This is a genomic window from Aureispira sp. CCB-E, from assembly GCF_031326345.1.
In the GTDB taxonomy this organism is placed as follows: domain Bacteria; phylum Bacteroidota; class Bacteroidia; order Chitinophagales; family Saprospiraceae; genus Aureispira.
The window spans coordinates 2,614,830-2,635,255 of record NZ_CP133671.1 but is presented as its reverse complement, the minus strand read 5'-3'; the positions used below and the strand labels follow the sequence as shown (position 1 = coordinate 2,635,255).

The 20,426-nt window shown below is 36.6% G+C and carries 14 protein-coding genes; 11 read left to right on the top strand and 3 right to left on the bottom strand.

The features are described from left to right. Positions 1–54: 54 nt before the first annotated feature. The 3 genes from QP953_RS10045 to QP953_RS10035 form a co-directional block, all read right to left on the bottom strand. The gene (locus QP953_RS10045; protein ID WP_309554875.1) at positions 55–900 is read right to left on the bottom strand and encodes a hypothetical protein; all 846 of its coding nucleotides are present in this window, start codon (positions 898–900) and stop codon (positions 55–57) included. 65 nt (positions 901–965) lie between these two features. Continuing rightward, a complete protein-coding gene (locus QP953_RS10040) occupies positions 966–1,757 on the bottom strand; it encodes an alpha/beta hydrolase (protein WP_052598590.1) in 792 nt (263 codons plus the stop codon). 41 nt (positions 1,758–1,798) lie between these two features. Further along, complete coding sequence (locus QP953_RS10035) at positions 1,799–2,443, bottom strand: uridine kinase (protein WP_304413028.1); 645 nt, start codon at positions 2,441–2,443, stop codon at positions 1,799–1,801. Positions 2,444–2,744: 301 nt separating this feature from the next. Here QP953_RS10035 and folD point away from each other — a divergent pair, with 301 nt between their 5' ends. The 11 genes from folD (at position 2,745) to QP953_RS09980 (ending at position 20,185) form a co-directional block, all read left to right on the top strand. Next, positions 2,745–3,629: a bifunctional methylenetetrahydrofolate dehydrogenase/methenyltetrahydrofolate cyclohydrolase FolD gene (gene folD, locus QP953_RS10030; RefSeq protein ID WP_052598588.1), complete on the top strand. Its 885-nt coding sequence runs from the start codon at positions 2,745–2,747 to the stop codon at positions 3,627–3,629. Between the two features lie 82 nt (positions 3,630–3,711). Then, a complete protein-coding gene (locus QP953_RS10025; RefSeq protein ID WP_309554873.1) occupies positions 3,712–4,296 on the top strand; it encodes an HD domain-containing protein in 585 nt (194 codons plus the stop codon). A 378-nt stretch (positions 4,297–4,674) separates the two neighbouring features. Then, complete coding sequence (locus QP953_RS10020) at positions 4,675–6,351, top strand: hypothetical protein (RefSeq protein ID WP_309554872.1); 1,677 nt, start codon at positions 4,675–4,677, stop codon at positions 6,349–6,351. Between the two features lie 420 nt (positions 6,352–6,771). Then, positions 6,772–8,430 (top strand): alkaline phosphatase PhoX, encoded by a 1,659-nt coding sequence (locus tag QP953_RS10015; RefSeq protein ID WP_309554870.1) that lies wholly within the window; start codon positions 6,772–6,774, stop codon positions 8,428–8,430. Positions 8,431–8,540: 110 nt separating this feature from the next. Beyond that, positions 8,541–9,176 (top strand): hypothetical protein, encoded by a 636-nt coding sequence (locus QP953_RS10010; RefSeq protein WP_052598584.1) that lies wholly within the window; start codon positions 8,541–8,543, stop codon positions 9,174–9,176. Between the two features lie 10 nt (positions 9,177–9,186). Beyond that, positions 9,187–9,801 carry a Crp/Fnr family transcriptional regulator gene (locus tag QP953_RS10005; protein WP_052598583.1) on the top strand — a complete coding sequence of 205 codons (615 nt, stop codon included), beginning with the start codon at positions 9,187–9,189 and terminating at the stop codon, positions 9,799–9,801. A 119-nt stretch (positions 9,802–9,920) separates the two neighbouring features. Next, positions 9,921–10,370, top strand: a complete 450-nt coding sequence (locus QP953_RS10000; protein WP_309554869.1) for a DMT family transporter — start codon at positions 9,921–9,923, stop codon at positions 10,368–10,370. Between the two features lie 20 nt (positions 10,371–10,390). After that, positions 10,391–11,113 (top strand): GNAT family N-acetyltransferase, encoded by a 723-nt coding sequence (locus tag QP953_RS09995; protein ID WP_309554868.1) that lies wholly within the window; start codon positions 10,391–10,393, stop codon positions 11,111–11,113. Between the two features lie 151 nt (positions 11,114–11,264). After that, positions 11,265–13,400: a S46 family peptidase gene (locus QP953_RS09990; RefSeq protein WP_309554867.1), complete on the top strand. Its 2,136-nt coding sequence runs from the start codon at positions 11,265–11,267 to the stop codon at positions 13,398–13,400. A gap of 469 nt (positions 13,401–13,869) precedes the next feature. Beyond that, positions 13,870–16,701: a T9SS type A sorting domain-containing protein gene (locus QP953_RS09985; protein ID WP_309554866.1), complete on the top strand. Its 2,832-nt coding sequence runs from the start codon at positions 13,870–13,872 to the stop codon at positions 16,699–16,701. Positions 16,702–17,359: 658 nt separating this feature from the next. After that, positions 17,360–20,185 (top strand): T9SS type A sorting domain-containing protein, encoded by a 2,826-nt coding sequence (locus QP953_RS09980; protein WP_309554864.1) that lies wholly within the window; start codon positions 17,360–17,362, stop codon positions 20,183–20,185. The last annotated feature ends 241 nt before the right edge of the window (positions 20,186–20,426 follow it).

Here is a 20,426-nt window from a genome sequence, read left to right as displayed (position 1 = left end):
TCTATAATTTACTTTTGTTGCCAAAAACGCATTATACAATCAACTATAAAGTCATTACGGAGTTGTGTTTGGGGGAGCTGCCAAATAAAAATCATGGCTAAAGCTTGCTTTGTAATACAAGACCTCTTTGGTAACTCTCTCTGTTAATTTTTTAGGCTGTACAATATCTGTAGGCGCATTAGAAGGGCTAACTACTTGTCCTCCTTGACGACCGATTGGCTGCAATCGGTTTGTTTCTAATGTTAAAGTTCCCTTTTCTGGAGGAGCTTCTAAATTGTTGATATAAACCTTCAATTTCATCCGTTCATTCCATTTTACGTGATTCAAAGGCATCAATTCTCTCAAAGGAATTGCAATTTCATAAACAGCTTTTATTTCATTGTAATTCAATTGAACATGGATGATATTTTGACTAGTGTCTGATAAGGTTAAAGCATTTTTCTGGTAATGCTTAAATCCTTGTGTTGTATAGGTGTTAGATTCCAATTTATAATCGTCTAACCAATTTTCAAAAGTAGGTTCTTTTTTTTCTTTCTTTTCTACATAATCATGTTTAGGGTCCAACTCGATATACATTGGGTTAAATACAACACTGGTATTAAAGCGCCTCTTTCGTTCCTTACAACTAAGCTGAAAAGACCAGCCCGCTCGCAACATTTTGACAATATAAAGTGGTTCTATTGCTTCAAAACAAAGGTATAGTTTGGTCGAATCGTTAGCAATGGCAAAAGAAAGACCTGCTAAACTATTGTGTAATTTAAACGGCTGTTGCCAATCCTTATTCTGCCCATCAACTACAATCTCATCCTGCCATACGGCTGAACGAAAGTCTTGAGCGGATGTCCCCACTGTTGCTAAGACAATTAACACCAAAACAAGCACGGAGCATAATTGCTTCATAAGTAGCTATTTAACAAAATTATTTCTGTAATAATGTAGTATCAAATCATAAAAAAGAACAAAGATTACACCAATATAGTTTGCATCTTCTCTTGATATAGACTTGTATATGGGATATCATTATGCAAACAATTGGGAATGATGACAAAATCAACGCTAGGCACCTCTTGAAACAAACGTTCTGCATTGGAAACAGGGATGAGTTCATCTGCTGTTCCATGAAATATGGTTGTTGGGCAACGTACTGCTTTTAAGAAATCAATTGTCATAAATCGATATTTCAACAACAAAGATGGCAAATAAGCATGTTTTGATTTGATCAAATGAGGCAAAGAATAATAGGGAGCTTTGAGTATCAAATGTCTAGGATTATTCTCAACGGCAATTTTAGCCGCTGTTGCCGTTCCGATAGAGAAGCCTTCTACGATAATTTTAGATTCCTCCCACCCTTGTTTTACATAATCGTACAAAGCCTGTACATCATTAAAAAACTGCTTTTGATTCTTAATTTTTCCATCGCTCTTTCCAAAACCTCGATAATCAAACATAAACAAATCATACCCCAAGTGAATATACAAGCTAGACAACCCGCCCCAATCATGCAAGGAACCAGCATTACCATGCACATAAAATACAATTCCCTTAGATGCTTCGGCCTTAAAGTGTAGGGCATGTAGACGAATATCAGGCGCCACTTCTATAAACAGTTCCTCAAAGTCTGTTTCAAAATGAAATACATAATCCTTTGTTAATACCGTAGGGTGAAAAATTAAGGTTTCTTGCATCCAATATGCTACCCAGCAGCCCAAAGCATAAAAGCTAAGCAACAATAAAACACCTTGTAGTAATAATAGCATTTTCTATGGATTTTGGTTGTGAAGCCATTTACAATAACAACCTATTTTGATCGCTCTGCCAAGATACCTTTTAGGTAATTTACCACAACATCTAAGCCCGTATCAAAATTCGTGCTGTTATTAATAATCAAATCTGCCTCGTATTCAAAAGGCTTGATATATCGCTCGTAAGTTGGCAATACATGTTTCTCATAACGATACAACACATCGTCCAAAGGATAGTTGCGTTCAATTCTATCTCGTCGAATACGGCGACTCAAAGCCGTTGTTTCTTTGACGTGTAAGAACAGCTTTAAATCCATGAGGTCTTTTATTTCTTTATAATGATAAATAAAAATTCCTTCTATTAGAATAATAGGACAAGGCGGGAATTCTAACATTTTGGGTGTTGCCAAAGCATTGTTAAAGGTATATTCTTCTCGCAAAACTGTTTTTCCTTCTAATAGAGCGACAATATCACGATGAAATTCTTCTCGATTAATAGATGTTGGCAAATCAAAATTATGCACTCCTTCCTTGTCTACCATTTGCTCCTCTCTAGGTCTGTAATAATTATCTTGAGAGATGACACAAAGTTCTTCTTTGGTAAAACTCGTTTCCAAACGTTTTAAAAAAGTGGTTTTCCCAGAGCCACTCACTCCTGTTAGGCCAATTAGAAAAGGCTTTTGCATGTTTTTATTATTAATTTACCAACAAAACAGATACGATCAGTTCTCGCAATTATAAATAATTGTTTGTCCTTTTTACAATTGTTTGTCACTAATTCCATAAATTAACGAAAAATTTTGTATTTAATTTGTCATTAAAACAGGACATGTCTTTTCTTCTAAATAAGATCTATGCTTTGTTGAACGCTTAAATCAACTGATTTATACATAAAATAAAAGGCAAAGGAAATACTTTTCAGAATCATTTCTTAAGCCAAATCTTAAAGATAAAAAATTAATAAAACTAGTTTTTCAACCAATAAAGAACAACAACATCATCATGGAATTAATTAACGGCAAACAACTAGCTATTGACATTCAAGAAGAAATGCGTGTAGACGTAGAGCAATGGTCACAAAAAGGACATCGTCTACCTCATTTGGTTGCTATTTTGGTTGGCGACAACCCTGCTAGTGCCAGTTATGTTCGCAACAAAATGCGCTCTTGTGAGCGTACAGGAATCAAGTCTACATTGATCAAAGAAGAGAGTGACATTACAGAAGAAGCTTTGCTAAAAATTATTCAGCAATTAAATGAAGATGATGAAGTAGATGGTTTTATTGTGCAACTGCCACTTCCTAAGCATATTTCTGAGGATAAAATTACGTTGGCAATTGACCCAAGCAAAGATGTGGATGGTTTTCATCCAACCAATTTTGGACTCATGGCACAAGGAATGCCACAATATATTCCAGCAACTCCTTTTGGGATGGTAACCATGCTAGAACGTTATGGAATTGAAACATCAGGCAAACATTGTGTTGTATTAGGGCGCTCTAATATTGTTGGAACCCCCATGAGTATTTTGATGTCTAGAAAAGCAAAAATTGGTAACTGTACCGTTACGCTAACACACAGTCGAACCAAAGATATAAAAGAAGAAGTCCAGCGAGCAGATATTATTGTTGCTGCAATTGGAATTCCTAATTTTGTAACTGCTGATATGGTCAAAGAAGGGGCTGTTATTCTTGATGTTGGTATTAACTCCGTAGAAGATAGTAGCAAAAAACGAGGGTATCGACTGGTTGGTGATGTGGATTTTGATGCCGTTGCCCCCAAGTGTAGTTTTATTACTCCTGTTCCTGGTGGAGTGGGTCCTATGACCGTAACAGCTCTAATTATGAATACTTTAAAATCTTACAAAAAGCATTATTTAAACGTTTAAAATTATTCTTAGTTGGTTGATTGTACACAAAAGAATCAACCAACTACGTACCAAGTACGTCGCAAACCAATCCTTGATACATATGCTAAAAGCATTAGAACAGGAAGTACAACAACATGTCAAACAGTTGTTTGAACAAACAGATACGTCCAATCTTTGTTACCATAATTATGCTCATACTATTGAGGTGGTACAACGGATTGAAGCACTTTCTGCTGGTTTAGAGACTTCTGATTTACTATTGCTAAAAATAGCAGGTTGGTTCCACGATGTAGGATACCTTTATGGTTATGATGAGCACGAAGACAGAGGGATGGTAATTGCCGTAGATTATTTACAAAATAAATCGGTTAATTCTGCTGCTATTAACCTTGTTAAAGCTTGTATAGAAGCTACAAAAATGTCTTTGACACCTAGAAATCAACTAGAAAAAATTATAAAAGATGCCGATATTGGCTACGGGGTAACAGAACGCTTTTTTCAAACAGGAACATTGTTACGCCAAGAATGGGAGGCTTGTTTGGCATTGTTTTATTCCAATAAAGAATGGGAACTTTTACAATACAATTTCCTTCAACACGTTCAGTTTTATACAGACGTTGCAAAAAAAGAGTACGAACCTATATTACAAAAAAATATTATTCAACAAAAAAAATTCATCTTATAGCTACTGCTTCTAGAGCAAGACAATTGAACAACCTATTGGATAGAATCTATCTGTTATTTAGCTTGTAGAAACAGTCTTTTTAGGTATTTTTGTGAAAATCAGGTTAAAAATCAGCCTTTTACCTTGTTTTATCACAATATGGCATTATCTTCTATACAACTAGATAAAACCATTTTGATTCAAAATTCAATCCTCTTAGAGTTTGTCTAAGTTTTAGGTTCTTTATGCAAAAATGTATTGATTTTAGAGGTAAATTCCTCTTGAGATAACCGCTATGCTAGCAAAGCTCAAATAGTCGCAGATAGATTTTAAATCAATCATTTATAGCTTGAACATATTTTTTTAACAGACTCTCTAAAGCCATCTAAATATCAATCAATGAAATTGAACATTACATACAGCTTATTCTTTGTACTGCTAATGGGTTTTAGCAATACTAGTTTGGCACAAGATGACTCTACCAATACAGACCCTGTTGATCCTGTTGCTGAAGAATTAAATGGGTTTAATTTGCAAGATAGTGTTCCTCCTAAAGAAAAACCTAGAAAACAAGACCCTGTCAAAATGTTTGACATGGGAGTCTACTCTACTCAAAAAGCATTCAAATCTCGAAAAGTAAAACGTCATAGCATGTGGGAACGTATCGAAAATGATTGCGCTTTGGACTTGGAGGAAATTCCAATTGAGTTGACCAATGCTTTTGCGGGTATTGCTCGTAGGAACCAAAGTTCGATTTATGATTTGGTCAAAGGAAATGTCAAAATTTCTAATCAAATCATTAGTCCTACCGAACGCCAATTCATGCACAGCCCCTTTTTAACACCTGGCTCTAGTTCTAAAATATTTGGTTGCTTAACAGGAATGTCTTATCGAGAAGAAAATTTTATTCTTAATAATGTAGGGTATTTTGATTTGGTCTTGGCTAATTTAAATTACTTAAAAGAAGAGTTGCAATATAATTATCACAAGAATGGTCGCACTTATCAAGCGATCTTGATTCGCAACAAAACAGACATTCGCCAAGTTTTAAAGGATCCTACCAAAGTAGGTTTTTTGATTAGCATTGGAGGGGGACATAGTTTAGGGAACTATTTGTACATTGAGCAAGATCAAGTAGAAACAGAAGAATATCAAAATATTGTGCTAACAAATATTCGAAAACTAAAAGGTTCTACACCTTTAGAAACAGGCACAACAGATTATTTAGATCTTCCTATTTTTTCAATTAATTTTGGAAATTATTTTAGGGATGGAATTTCAGGAAAAACACCTCGTTTTTCGCTCAGCGAAGAAGAAGCGTTTAAAAGACCGACGACAATAGGTGATGAAATTACAAGTTTAGGTCAAAAAGCAATTAGAGAATTATTAGATAGAAAAAGAGGTCGGAGAATATTAATTGATGTCGGAGGAATGAGCGTACGTGGCAGAGAATGGTATTACAAATACGTCAAAGATTTACGCTATCGCAAAGACAGTATCCCTATTATCGCTGCGGGGGTTGGAATTAGTGGCTTGTCTAAAAAAGATAATTCCTATGGTCGTGAAGATAAAAAAGAATTGCTTAATCATCAATTTACCAACTTATGCCGCCAAGACTTAACATCAATCTTACAATCTAGAGGATTGGTTGCTATCTCTTTGGATAAGAACAAATTAATGGGAAAGGAATTTCAAAAACGCTATGATGAAACCATTCCTAATTCTGCCGATAGACGTCGTGTAGCAATTGAAGCTTTGGTTAGTAACATTTGTAAAGCCATTCATATGAGCAATGATATTGAAGCGTGGAATATGCTTTGTATTAGTTCTCAATTTGATGCACACGCTCGTCATTTGGACGTATTTGATTCCTCTAGCGATATGACTACTTTGTACAGAGATTTATTAGAATTTTTTAAGAATCCTAGAGATATTAATGGCTTGTACTCGGTTAAGGAAATTCAAAACTTTATGTATAATCTAACTCCTGAAGAAATTGTTGATAAAATTATGTATAAAAATGCACTGAATTTTATTGAAAGAAATTTACCTGAAGTAGAACTTGAAACACCTTAGATTCCTTCTTTGGCTCAGGACGACTTCCTAAAAGATACCAATAGGACAAAACATTGATGTTTTGTCCTATTTTTTTTCACAACCAATTGTTCAGTAAATTCTTTTAGTCTTAAAATTATTAAGTAAATAATAGCAATATAGAATCCAAATTCTGCCTCATTTTTTATAATTTTAGGCTAGGTACTCTGTAAGGTGAACTACTCTGTAAAAATGAAAGAATTTCACTTTACAGAGTACTAAGATTTAATACTCCGTTGCTTTTTCAACGGAGTATTGTAAATTTTGACGCTTATTGAAAGTAAAATCTCAAAATGAATAGTTTTAGTATCCAATCTTTATGTCGATGCCAATGCTATTTTATATTTGATAAAAAGTTCACCTTGCAAGAGCATTTGCAGGGTAAAATCTAAAGAGACAAACATGAAAAAACAAAATAGAAGAAGTTTTTTACAATTTTTGGGTCGTACAGGAATTGGCTTAGGCGCTGGTGCGTTTTTAGTCAATCTAAAAGCTTGTACACCAACCGAAAAACCTCAAAATCCTGAAACCAAACCATCTGATCCTCGCCCGTTTCCGCTCCAAGATATGCAGCATTCTTTGGAAGATAAATTAGTCCTTACCAATGGCTTGGAATATGATATTTTGATCAAATGGGACGATCCAATTTCTGAGAAAGATAAATTTGGTTTCAACAACGATTATTTGGCTTTTGTTCCCTTTGATAAAAATACCCCCAATGATGGTATGTTGTGGGTTAATCACGAGTATTTTCAAGAGATCTTTATCAGTGGTTACAACGACAAAGATAAAAGCAAAAAAACAAAAGAACTCGTAGATATAGAGATGTATTCTGTTGGAGGTTCTTTGGTACGCATTCGAAAAAATGATGCAGGAAAATGGGAAGTGGTACACAACGATCCACACAATAGACGCCTAACAGCAAAAACAGAAATTCCTTTCCATTGGGACGAGCCTATCGAGGGCAGTACTAGTGCCATTGGTACTTTTGCAAATTGCTCTGGAGGGGTCACGCCTTGGGGAACCATCTTAACTTGCGAAGAGAACTATGATATGTTCTATGGTGAAACCAATCGCTCTGACCCCAAAAACCCCTTCCGAGATTTAGACGGAGATTATTACGGTTGGTCGCAACACTATGACTATCCTCCAGAGCATTATGGATGGGTGGTGGAAGTCAATCCATTGACTGGAGAAGCTAAAAAATTAGTGGCTTTGGGACGTTGTGCGCATGAATGTGCTACCGTTCATCAGACCAAAGATGGTCGCTTGGTTGTTTATTCTGGCGATGATTCAAATGATGAGTGTTTGTATAAATTTATTAGCAAAGAACCTGAAAATCTAAAAGAAGGGACCCTCTATGTCGCCAATACCGCCAAAGGAGAATGGGTCTCTTTGAATTACAACGAACAAAAAATACTTCAAGATAATTTTGCCAATCAGACGGAAGTCTTAATTCGTTTAAGAGAAGCGGCTAAATTGGTCGGTGGCACGCCACTAAATCGACCTGAAGATATAGAAATTGATCCCATCACGGGGCATGTTCTAGTCGCCTTGACTAATAACAAGCCCAAAGGAGATTATTTAGGAGAAATTTTGAAAATTGTTGAGACAGACTTAGAAGACAAAACTTCTCTGACATTTGAAGCTTCTACCTTCTTGGCTGGCGGAGAGGACACTGGTTTTGCATGTCCTGATAACATGGCTTTTGATCCCAAAGGTAATCTTTGGTTTACCTCCGACATTTCAGGTAGTTCTGTGAATACAGGACCTTATCTTCCTTTTGGTAATAATGGCTTGTTTATGGTGCCATCTTGGGGAGAGCAAAAAGGAAAAGTTATCCAAGTTGCCTCTGCTCCTACTGACGCAGAATTTACAGGACCATTTTTTGCACCTGATGGCGAGACGTTGTTTTTGAGTGTTCAACACCCTGGCGAACGTTCCAAAGACTTAGAAAATTTGACGAGTCATTGGCCAGAAGGCGGTTCGGCACAGCCAAAACCTTCAGTCGTTTGTATTTCTGGCCCTGCTCTTAGCGATTTAATGAAAGGGGCATCTTAATACATAGATTAAAAGCCATTCACTTATTTTATGCTGCCATACTACATCTCATTCTTATGCCTATCACTTTTTAATAGAAATTCGAATGAGATGTTTTTCAACCAAACCATATGAAGTATACTTTACTCTGCCTCTCTCTTATTGGATTATTATTCGGAAAACTCCAAGCACAGGAAAATTCACAAACAACTTCTCCAATATATGTTGGTTCGGCTTTTTTTATGAATTACAACCTCTATAGTTGGTATCAAAAGCCAAGTAGAATTGAGTCTCCACTTAGTGCTTCTGGACAAGTATTAAATATCTTACCCGGTCTTGGAGTCAATTTTTGGGTAGGTGATGTTGACCGTTGGATCGTTTCGATTGAAGGAGGAATTGAGTACCTTCCTTTTGCATTAGACATAGATCATTACAAAGGTTTAGGCGCATTAAGCATCCCTCTTTTAGCCAAAGTACAATTTCCTGTTGCAAAACAAAAAAGCTTGTGGCTGATGCTTCATTTTGGCGCAGGAACTCAATTACTACACACCGATATTTACGCTCGTCCGAGTGCTTATCAAAATACGTACAATCCTTTTTTTGCTAGTATTGTAGGAGAAACAGGCATTCACATTTCGGCAGTAGGGCACAAACGCCAACACCTTCGAGAAGTAGAGCTTTTTTTTCGAGCTGGCGCTGCCCCCTTTGGAACCATTAGTTTTAGTACAGGTTTGCGCTTGACGCTATGGAATCGTTTTGGAAAATAGAATGCTTAATATGTTAGAAAAAGAAAAGCACCTAGCTCAATTAAAAGCTAAAATAGAATCTTACGCCCCAATTAAACCTAGTACTTGGGAAGCATTAAAAAACATTGTTCAGTTCCAAACCATTCAAAAAGGGACTTTGCTGTTGAGACATGGTCAGATTGCTCGCAACTTGCACTTTATCGCCCAAGGTGCCTTGCGTGCCTATTTTACAGATTTAGAGGGTGATTTTTATAATAAGAATATTTTTCTTGAAAATGATTTGGCTTGTTCAACCGTATCTTTGCTTCAAACCGCTCCTTCCAACTTTACCATTGAGGCATTAGAAGACTGTATTTTAATTAATATAGACTATGTGCGCTACCGAAAACTAATTGAAGAATATCCTGACTTTAAAGATTACTATATTGCGTATATAGAACAACAGTGGATTATTGAAAAAGAGCAACGAGAAGTATCTATTGTCATGGAAAACGCAACCGAACGATATTTAAAATTATTGGAGAAACACCCCAACATCGACCAACGAATCGCTCAAAGACACCTATCCTCGCATTTAGGCATCACTCCCACCCAATTGAGTCGAATCCGAAAACAGATGAACACTTCAAAAAATGACACTAATTAGCCCACCGACTTAATTCTACTCCAAATTCCCCTCTCCTAAAACGCAACAAATTTCGATAAAATCTCCTCCTATCAACATATGTAAATGCAAGTCTTGATTTCCTGCCTTATGTTTGTGGTATGAATCAATACTTACTATCTCTACTAGCACTAATTGGAGGCGCATTTTTAGCTCTTCAAGGTTCTTTAAATGCTCAATTGGGTTTACTCTTAAAAAATCCATTGTTAGCATCCTTAATAGCATTTTGTAGCAGTACTTGCTTTGCTTTTTGCTTGGTTTTACTAACAACCAAACATTATCCTAATGCCATAATCATTCGAGAAGTACCCATTTATTTATGGTTTGCAGGTGGTCTATTTAGCCTAATTGGTATTAGCTTGTATTACTACACCATTCCCAAACTAGGGTTATCTACTATGATCTCTTTTGGATTGTGTGGGCAATTGGTTTTTGCTGTTATAGCAGGACATTTTGGCTGGTTTGGGTTACCCACAGAACCTATGTCATTGCAACGATTAGGGGGCTTAGTAGCCATGATAGTAGGCATTTTATTAATTAATCTAAAATAAGTAAGAACACCATTAATCTTATGAATACCACAAACATACACAATCTTACTTCCTTATGGAAAACAGCTGCATTAGCTTCTGAGACCTATCATACAACCCCTCTTTTTGATTATTGTTATATAGAAAAATCAGACTGGCCCAACCGCCTTTGGTTTCATCAAGATCTTAGCTCTCAAAGCATCCAAACCGCCAAAGCAATCTTAACACAAACTCCTACCCCCTTAGTAATTCCCTATTTCGACATTTACAAGAGTCGTTCTTTTGAATTGCTAGAAGCAGCAGGCTTTGAATTGATATTTGAGCAAATAGCCATGTTTTTAAAACCAACGACAACATTTGAAGAAAAAGCTAACTTCTACTTGTCTCCTGTTCAAAATGAACAACAAGCTAATCTATGGGCTCATTTATTCAAACAGGCATTTGGTTATACCATTGGCATATCAAGTATTCTTAACAACAAACAACACTTCATCTACTATATTGCCTATGATAATGAGCAAGCTGTTGGAACAGGTTTAACCAATGTTACCCACCAAACAGTAGGTGTTCACTCTATTGGTGTGCCGCCTTCTATGCGTAGAAAAGGTTTTGCAGCTGCAATTATGAAAAATTTAATCAATCGCGCCATACAAAATAACAGACAATCCATCACACTTCAAGCCTCTAATATGGGAAAAGGGCTTTATCTAAAATTAGGATTTCAAGAACAATTTTTGATTAAGAATTATCGACTTAAATTATAGTGCCAACTAATTTTACCCATTTTTTGAATAGCGCTTTTACTCATCACTTCGTCGAATAGAATTGCAATAAGAGCAGGTTTAAAATTAAAATAAAATTAAAATTTGTAACTTTAGCCATTATACTTATCTGATTTGTAAAAAAGTGTTCAACATGAAAAATTTTGTTCTTTTAGTTGCCTTATTATTCACCTTTCAAAGCAACCTCTTTGCCGTAGAAGGCATGTGGATTCCCTCTTTGATTGATATGTTTCATTCTGATATGAAGACGTATGGATTAAAGTTAAGTCCCGAAGAAATTTATTCGACTAATAAATCTAGTTTAAAAGATGCTATCGTACAATTTAACGGTGGCTGTACAGCAGAAATTGTCTCTGAAGAAGGCTTGCTATTTACCAACCACCATTGTGGATTTAGTGCTATTCAACGCCATTCTTCATTAGAAAACGATTATCTAAAGAATGGTTTTTGGGCAAAAAGCAAAGCAGAAGAACTTGCTTGCCCTTGGTTGAGAGTTACCTTTGTCAAAGAAATTAGAGATGTTACGAAAGAAGTACTTGAAGGACTTACAGACGAAATTGTTGGCGCAGAACGTGGCAAAATTATCATGCAAAATATCGCAAAACTAGAAGCTGCGGAAGCATCAGATGCTTCAATTTCTGCTAAGATCAAAGCGTTTAATTTGGGCAATCAGTTCTATATGTTAATCACTCAAGATTACAATGATATTCGCTTGGTAGGTGCTCCTCCTTCTGCTATTGGCAAATATGGTGGCGATACTGACAACTGGGTATGGCCTCGCCATACAGGTGATTTTGCGGTGTTCAGAATTTATGCCGACAACAACAATAACTCTGCAAAACACGACAAAGCAAATGTACCTTACAAACCAGCTCATTTCTTGCCTATTAGCCTAAAACCTAAAAAAGAGGGCGACTTTACTATGGTATATGGGTTTCCTGGTAGCACCGATCAACATTTTCCTTCTGAAAAATTGAGCTTTTATATGAATGTAGAACGTCCTGCAAGAATTGCAATGCGTCAAGCAAGTTTAGATTTGATCAAACCTGCTATGAATGGCAGCGACGAAATTCGCATCAAATACGCTTCTAAACAAGCTCGTATTGCTAATGCTTGGAAAAAATGGATTGGGCAAATTGGTGGGTTGAAAGAACTAAATGCCTTGGATAAAAAGATTGCTTGGGAAAAAACGTATCGTGAAAAAGCTTCTGAAAAATCTGCTTGGACACGCTATAAAAACGTTTTGGCAGAGCTGAACCGTATTCAAGAAGAAAATAGCAATTATGAGTTTGCTCGTTCTATGTTCATAGAGTACTTTTATGTTGGACCTGAAATGCTACGTTTTGCACACGATTTTAATGCCTTAGCCAACAACTACAAAGAACTAGAAGAAAAAGGAAAGGTAGAAGACGAAATCAAGCGTCTACAAGGAAAAGCCAAAAGCTTTTTCAAAGATTATGACAAAAACTTGGACGAACAAATCTTCAATAAGTTGACACCAATGTACATTGACTTTCTAAATAGTAGTGAATTTCTACCCAAAGGATTCAAAGAAAATTGGAAGAAAAATGGGGAAAAAATCTATGCGAAGTCAATGCTCATGAATTTGGATCAAATTGAATCAATGCTTTCCAAATTTTCTGAAAAATCCTGCAAAAAACTGCAAAAAGATCCTGCTCTAATGATGGCAAATGAGTTGTACAATCATTTTGTTAGCAATACCAACCCTTCTTATGTTGGCTTTGCAAGAGAAGAACAGGCTTTGATGAAAATTTATGTCGAAGGAATTTTGACTATGTTCCCTGAGAAAAAAACTTGGGCCGATGCCAACTCTACCATGCGTATTGCTTATGGAAAAGTAGAAGGTTCTGCCCCTGTTGATGGCATGAAATATTTGCATTACTCTACGATGAAGGGAATTATGCAAAAATATGATCCCAATAATCCTGATTTCCAATTGACAGATCGCTTCTTAAAATTATACAAAGAAGGTGATTGGGGTGCCTACGAACAAGATGGTGAACTTTGGGTTTGCTTTACGGCTTCTAATCACACAACGGGTGGCAACTCTGGTAGCCCTGTAATTGATGCTGATGGAAATTTGATGGGTATTAACTTTGATAGAAGTTGGGAAAGTACCATGAGTGACTTTATGTTTGACGAGTCAAGATGTCGTAATATTGTGGTAGATGCTCGGTATGTTCTTTGGGTCATCGACAAATATGGTGAAGCTGGGCATTTGATTAAAGAAATGAAACTGGTTAAATAATATATGGCTATTATTAAGCTTCTATAGCTTGGCAAACAAGCTGTTAAGGAGATCAATTTCTAGGTAGAAATTGGTCTCTTTTTTTTCTACAGGTACCAATATATCTGCTACTTTTATATGCCTTTATATTGTATTTTTTTTTAGAAAAGCTGCTTTTCTATGAACATTTAATACAACAATGTGTTTTACTAATATCTGATCAAATTAACGTTCATGATATTCTATCAATCCCTTAACCTTCACCAAAGGGCATCATGAGCACAAAAATTAATATTTTAGACTAAGCAAAAAAACAAATTGTTTTTATAGTAAATCTAATGCAAAATTGGAAGGCATCCTTGTGTCCGATCTCAAAATTTGGATCATATTGGAAGAAACAATTTTGTAGGGCTTGCTATACCCTATATTGAAGTATTGATTTTTGAAATGTATGAAATCCTATTTTTTCACTAAAAAAAAGATATAATAAATGAAACCACTATTTACACTATTCATACTTATCATAACTAGCTCCCTACTATCAGCACAAAATATCAATTACGAATCTCGGATTACTAGTTTTTTTGGTAGTTCTTCTTGCGGAAATGATCCAGGCAACGCAAGTCTTGAAGAACATACTTGGCATGGCTACATTTCGGATGATGTTAATACTGCCGAAACTAGCTCTGGATGTATTCAATGTGACAGAAATGGTGATTGCGCCCGTACAGGCAGTTACGCTATTCGCAACCAATATAACGTTACTGCTACACAAATTCGAACTCGTATTGACGCTTGGGAAGACGATGCTGGTGCTCGTTGTGATTTTGATGTAAGTGGAAATGGTGATGATTGCCGAGCCAATCAAACTTGTGTATATAATTTCACTAATCCTCTTGAGTATCAATGGACCAACTTCGACCAGACTTGTGGAACAAGTGATTATAACATGAATACATTCTATCGTTATCGTTATGCTACGGTTGCTCTTTCTGATGCTGTTGAAAATTCGGAATTATACACTACAGGAGGAAATCGTCCTTTTTGGGGCTCACGAGGCAATTGGTCTAATGTAGGTAACGACTGTGCTACTTCTGGTACTATCTCTGACAATCAGACATCTAGTTTAATGACAACGGTTAGTTGTAAAAGTCAAATTACGTTTCAATGGAGAGTTTCCTCTGAATTAGGTGCTGACTGGTTAGAAGTCTACATCAATGGTGTTCGCAGAGATAGAATATCGGGTATACAAGGATGGACAACAAAAACAATTAATTTAGATTTTGGAGATAATACAATAGAATGGAGATATGCTAAAAATGGAGCTATTTCTGTCGGCGAAGATAGAGGCTATATTGATCAAGTAGCGTTTGTCAATGCCAACACCATTAATCCAGGTAGTATCTCTGGTAATCAAACTATTTGTTCTGAAGGAGACCCTAGTAATTTGGCTTCTACTAATCCAGGAGAAATCTATTCCAATACCCCAATCTATCAGTGGCAATTTAGCAACGATAATTCTAATTGGATTAATATAGGTAGCTCTAATGGATTGAGTTACGATCCACCTAGTGGCTTGATTCAAACTCGTTATTATAGAAGACGTTTGCAAGATGGATGTGGAAACACAGCTTACTCTAATACGGTAACGGTTACTGTCAATCCTCTGCCCAATGCCGATTTGTTAAGCCCGCCTGCTATCTGCCCTGGAGGTTCTGCTAACGTTGTTTTTGATGCTTATGCTGGTACAGGACCTTGGGATATTGTTTACAATGGAGTTAGCTTAAATAATATTTCTTCTGGAACAAATATTAACGTTGCTCCAGCCAGTACAACTACTTATAGTCTAAGTTCTATTACGGATGACAATGGTTGCGTTAGGACAATTGGTTTTGGTTCCAATGCCAAAGTTATTGTTAATACAAATTCAACCGATCCAACCATTACCCCCGTTTCTGGCAAACAATGCCCCAACACAACCATGACCTTGTCTGCGAATGGAGGAACCGAAGGTACAGGCTCTAACATCCAATGGTACACAGGTCCCAATGGGACAGGCAGTCATATCGGAACGGGTAACACTATTAATATTGTTCCAACTAGTACAACTACTTACTACGCTCGTCGTGAAGGAACATGCAACACAACAAATGACGATTCAGAAGTTGTTGATGTAAAAAACTATATCTATACTCCTGTAGGCTTAACACAATCTGTCGATTATTGTACGGATAATAATGGCTGGCATCACTTCTTTGATGCGAATGACGACATTATTTTCTCTGTCAGTGGCGACTTATCTGGAGCAACGTCAACGCCTACTATTGCCATTAACAACAATGGCAGTTACTATCAAACGACAGTTGGTGCTGTTGGTTCTTGTGCCAATGGTTGGACACCAGGAGAAGAATTTTTTGAATTGCCTCGTAGTTGGAATGTTGAGTTTTCAGGAACATTAAATCCTCCTTACGAGGTACGCTATTATTTTCCTCTCAACGAAAAAACAGACGTAGAGAATGCTGCAATCAATCATATGGCAATAAATTCAGATTGTAATTATACCTACAAGTATTCTTATCCCAATGGCTTTTATTGGTTCAAAAATATTGGTTCTACTTACAATGCCCCTCAATTTGATGAGCCGACAAAACTATCAGGCAACAATGGTAGTGTCAATGGCATTAATTATTCACAAATAACAGGTATTACAAGCTTCTCTGGAGGATCAGGTGCTGTTGCGTTAACGCCAGATCCAGGTTTGCCTGTTGAATTAACAACCTTTAAAGGTTGGAACGAGAAAACTTCTAATGTTTTACAATGGATGACAGAAACAGAGCTAAACAATGACCGTTTTGAAATTGAGCGCAGCATCAATCCACAAGAAGGATTTGTAAAAATTGCTACGGTTGATGGAGCAGGAACAAGCAACCAACCTCTTAGCTACTTATTTGAAGATCAAAATCCTATGTTAGGGGTTAATTATTACCGATTACGACAAATAGACTTTGATGGTACTTATACCTATTCTAATATTATCGCTATTGAGGTTGAAGGTACAAAAGGCAAACAAATGTTTTTCCCTAACCCAACATCAGCTATAGTTAATTATCAATTAGATGCCAGCCAAGAAGAAATGTTATCCATTACAATTATGGACATTCTAGGAAAAACATTGTATCAAACAAATTATCAAATCACACTAGGTATTAACACGACTTCGATTGACTTGAGCGATTATACTTCTGGCACTTATATTGTCAAAATTCAAAACAATCAAGGCAAGGTAATTGCAACAGAAAAAATTGTAAAACACGTAGAGTAATTCGTCCGTCACAAGCCCTTTATTAAAAAAAATATTTTATATTATAATATTCCATTGATTATTATTCGCCACGCTCATGAGAGCGCAAGGCTAGTTCCCTCTGGTCATGAGCTTGGGCTTTTGTGCTACTAGCACAAGCCTACTCGGCAAGCTTAGTTTTTTAGTTTTTCTACGAACCCACAGACTCACGAAGTAAAAACATAAAAAGAACATCTTACATCAGTTTGACTACCAGCACTTTATTATAAAAACTAACAAAAACACATCTTACTAATAATCAACTGCGAAGCACTCCTGCAATACCACGTAGTAGCAGCAAAGCTAACTAAAAGCGTAGCGCTCACAAAGTACCACGTAGTAGCAGCGAAGCTAAACTAATACGATTTTGCAACGGAGTAATGGTATTAGAAATTTGATATAAATATCAAATGAAAAAGCTTATCTCATTCGAGATGAGCTTTTTTTATTGTTCTATCTCCTGCTAGGGATTAATTCCCTAATAATGTTCACTCTTTTGTGTCAAAAAATCATATAATTTCAAGTTTATTTCCCTTACTAAAGTTAAAGTATTGTTTATTAGGTATTAATAACGTATTTTTAAACTTGCTTAATTTTATTTTTTTAATATCCCTTATACAATTATTACACAAATTTACTTATGAAACCACTATTTACAATAGTTATGTTAATGGCTAGTGCTTCTCTCCTGCTAGCTCAAAACATTGATTATGAATCTCGAATTACACAATTCTACGGTAGCAACTGTGGCGGAGAGGCTGGCAACGAAGAACACACTTGGAAAGGATGGATTAGTGACAACGTAAATACAGCCGAAACTTACTCTGGTTGTGTTACAAGAGATCACAACGGCGCTGTGACACACACGGGTTCATGGGCTACTAGAAATCGATACAATGTCACCGCTACTCAAATTAGAACAAGAATTGATTCTTGGGAAGACGACATCGGCGATCGTTGTGATTTTAACACAAGTTTCTTCAATGATGATGACTGTCGAGCCAACCAAACTTGTACTTATAATTTTACCACCCCATTAGAATATCAATGGACCAACACAAATAGGACTTGTGGTACAGGCGATTACAATATGAATACATTTTATCGTTATCGCTATGCTACAACAAGTATTCCTAATGCTGTTGAAAACACAGCGGAAACATTCACAACTAGTGGCTCAAGACCTTTCTGGGGTTCTAGAGGTGCTTGGTCAAGTGTTGGTGGCGATTGTGCCACTTCTGGAACAATTACACACAACCAAACTTCTAGCTTTTCGACCACTGTTTCTTGCAAAAGTCAAGTCGTTTTTAGATGGAGAGTATCTTCAGAAGCCAATTATGACTATTTAGAAATTTATGTCAATGGGGTACGTAGAGACCGAATTTCAGGGACTGTCGGTTGGGCAACTAGAACCATAAATTTAGATTTTGGAAATAATACCGTAGAATGGCGTTATGACAAAGATGGCTCTGTTTCTTCAGGGGAAGATAGAGGTTATGTGGATGAAATCCGTTTTATTGACGCCACCAATAATAACCCAGGCAGCATCACAGGAAACCAAAGCATTTGTTCTGGAGGAAACCCTAGCAATTTCCCTTCTGCAACTGCGGGGCAAGCTTATACGACTACCCTTAATTATCAATGGCAATATAGTAATAACAATAGCACATGGACAAATATAGGGGGAGCAACGGGACTAGCCTACGACCCTCCTGCTGGGTTAACACAAACTCGTTATTATAGAAGACGACTTTTGGATGGTTGCGGACTGGTAAGTTATACCAATACGGTTACAGTTACGGTAAATCCATTGCCTAATGGAAACTTGTCAAGTGGTGCACCAATTTGTCAAGGCAATTCGAGTACAATTACATTCAACCCTACTGCGGGGGCAGGACCTTGGGATATTGTTTATAATGGTAATACATTAAACAATATTGCTGCTGGCACCAACATTCCTGTTACTCCAGGAAGTACAACTACCTATACATTAAGCTCTATTACTGATAACAATGGATGTGTGCGAACGACGGGATTAGGTAGTCCAACAACCGTTGTTGTAAATACCAATTCTACTGCTCCTACCATTGCTAGTGTTTCGGGCAAAGTTTGCCCTAACTCTACCATCGCCTTAACAGCCAGTGGAGGTGCGGCAGGAACTGGATCTAATATCGTTTGGTATACTGGTCCTAATGGAACGGGAACAGCGCTAGGTGTTGGAAATTCAATTAGCGTTACTCCTAATAGTTCGACAACTTACTATGCTCGTAGAGAAGGCACTTGCAATACAACCAACGATGATACCGAATTAGTAACGGTAAAAGACTTTGTCTACACTCCCATTGGTGGCACTACTTCTGTAGGTTATTGTACAGACAATGCAGGATGGAACCATTTTTATGATTTAAATGATAACATTATTTTTTCAATAGAAGGCGATTTGACAGGGGCAACTGTAGCTCCTGTTGTAACAATTACCAATAATGGTAGCTATTATCAAACTACTGTTGGAGCTGCGGGTCTTTGTATCAATGGCTTGAGTCCTGGTGAAGAATTTTTTGAATTGCCTCGCAGTTGGAATGTAAACTTCTTGGGAACCTTAAATCCTCCTTACAATGTTCGTTACTACTTCCCTGCTAGTGAAAAAACAGATTTAGAGACAGCTGCTGCCAACCATATTGCAGCGAATACAGCTTGTAATTATACCTACAAATATCCTAACCCAAATGGTTTCTATTGGTTTAAAAATGAAGGAACAACTTATCTTCCTCCTCTATTTGATCAACCAACCAAATTATCGGCAACAACAGGCACCATTGGAGGAATCAACTATTCAGAAATTACAGGTATCACCAGTTTCTCTGGTGGTGCAGGAGGAATCGCTCTATCTCCTGATACAGACTTACCAGTAGAGTTTGCCAATTTTAAAGGTTGGAACGATCATGCTGTGAATGTATTGCAATGGGTTACAGAAACGGAGCTTAACAACGAACGTTTTGAGATTGAACGTAGTATAGACCCACAAAATGGGTTTACAACAATTGGTGTAGTTAGTGGTGCTGGAAATAGCACGGAAAAATTAACTTACTTATTTGAGGATACGGCTCCTATGTTGGGAACCAATTATTACCGTTTGCGCCAAGTAGATTTTGATGGCACCTATACCTATTCAAAAATCATTGCGATCAATGTCAATGGTCTAAAGGGAACTCAGGTATTTTTCCCTAATCCAACATTGGGCGTTGTCAGTTACCAATTTAGTTCCACTAAAGAAGAAACACTTCATATCTCTATTATTGATGTGCTTGGAAAAACAGTATCAGAAACGTTTTATCAAACTACTCCTGGTATTAACACTAAAAGAATTGACTTAGAAGCTTATCCTGCGGGAACTTATTTAATCAAAGTTCAAAATAGTACAGGCGAAATTATGGCAACGGAGCGTATTGTCAAAAAAGCACCTTAATACTCAATAGTTAGCTTTGCTACTATATAAAATTTAATACTAAAAATGCCTCTATTCTTTCTGAGAAGTAGAGGCATTTTTCTATTTTTTATAGAATCGTTTCTTTAGACTTTTTAGAAGTTGTTAAAAAATAGTAGTTCGTTGATTAGTTCGCTACGCTCATGAGGGCGCAAGCTTAGTTTTTTACTTTTTTACCAAAAAGATAAAAAAGCACATTTATATTAGTTTGATAACCAAAACT

Coding starts and splice junctions, on each gene's coding strand:
- QP953_RS10025 (WP_309554873.1), top strand. CDS start 3,712: ATGCTAAAAGCATTAGAACAGGAAGTACAACAACATGTCAAACAGTTG.
- QP953_RS09990 (WP_309554867.1), top strand. CDS start 11,265: ATGAAAAATTTTGTTCTTTTAGTTGCCTTATTATTCACCTTTCAAAGC.
- QP953_RS09985 (WP_309554866.1), top strand. CDS start 13,870: ATGAAACCACTATTTACACTATTCATACTTATCATAACTAGCTCCCTA.
- QP953_RS10045 (WP_309554875.1), bottom strand. CDS start 900: ATGAAGCAATTATGCTCCGTGCTTGTTTTGGTGTTAATTGTCTTAGCA.
- QP953_RS10010 (WP_052598584.1), top strand. CDS start 8,541: ATGAAGTATACTTTACTCTGCCTCTCTCTTATTGGATTATTATTCGGA.
- QP953_RS10005 (WP_052598583.1), top strand. CDS start 9,187: ATGTTAGAAAAAGAAAAGCACCTAGCTCAATTAAAAGCTAAAATAGAA.
- QP953_RS10015 (WP_309554870.1), top strand. CDS start 6,772: ATGAAAAAACAAAATAGAAGAAGTTTTTTACAATTTTTGGGTCGTACA.
- QP953_RS09980 (WP_309554864.1), top strand. CDS start 17,360: ATGAAACCACTATTTACAATAGTTATGTTAATGGCTAGTGCTTCTCTC.
- QP953_RS10040 (WP_052598590.1), bottom strand. CDS start 1,757: ATGCTATTATTACTACAAGGTGTTTTATTGTTGCTTAGCTTTTATGCT.
- QP953_RS10020 (WP_309554872.1), top strand. CDS start 4,675: ATGAAATTGAACATTACATACAGCTTATTCTTTGTACTGCTAATGGGT.
- QP953_RS09995 (WP_309554868.1), top strand. CDS start 10,391: ATGAATACCACAAACATACACAATCTTACTTCCTTATGGAAAACAGCT.
- QP953_RS10000 (WP_309554869.1), top strand. CDS start 9,921: ATGAATCAATACTTACTATCTCTACTAGCACTAATTGGAGGCGCATTT.
- folD (WP_052598588.1), top strand. CDS start 2,745: ATGGAATTAATTAACGGCAAACAACTAGCTATTGACATTCAAGAAGAA.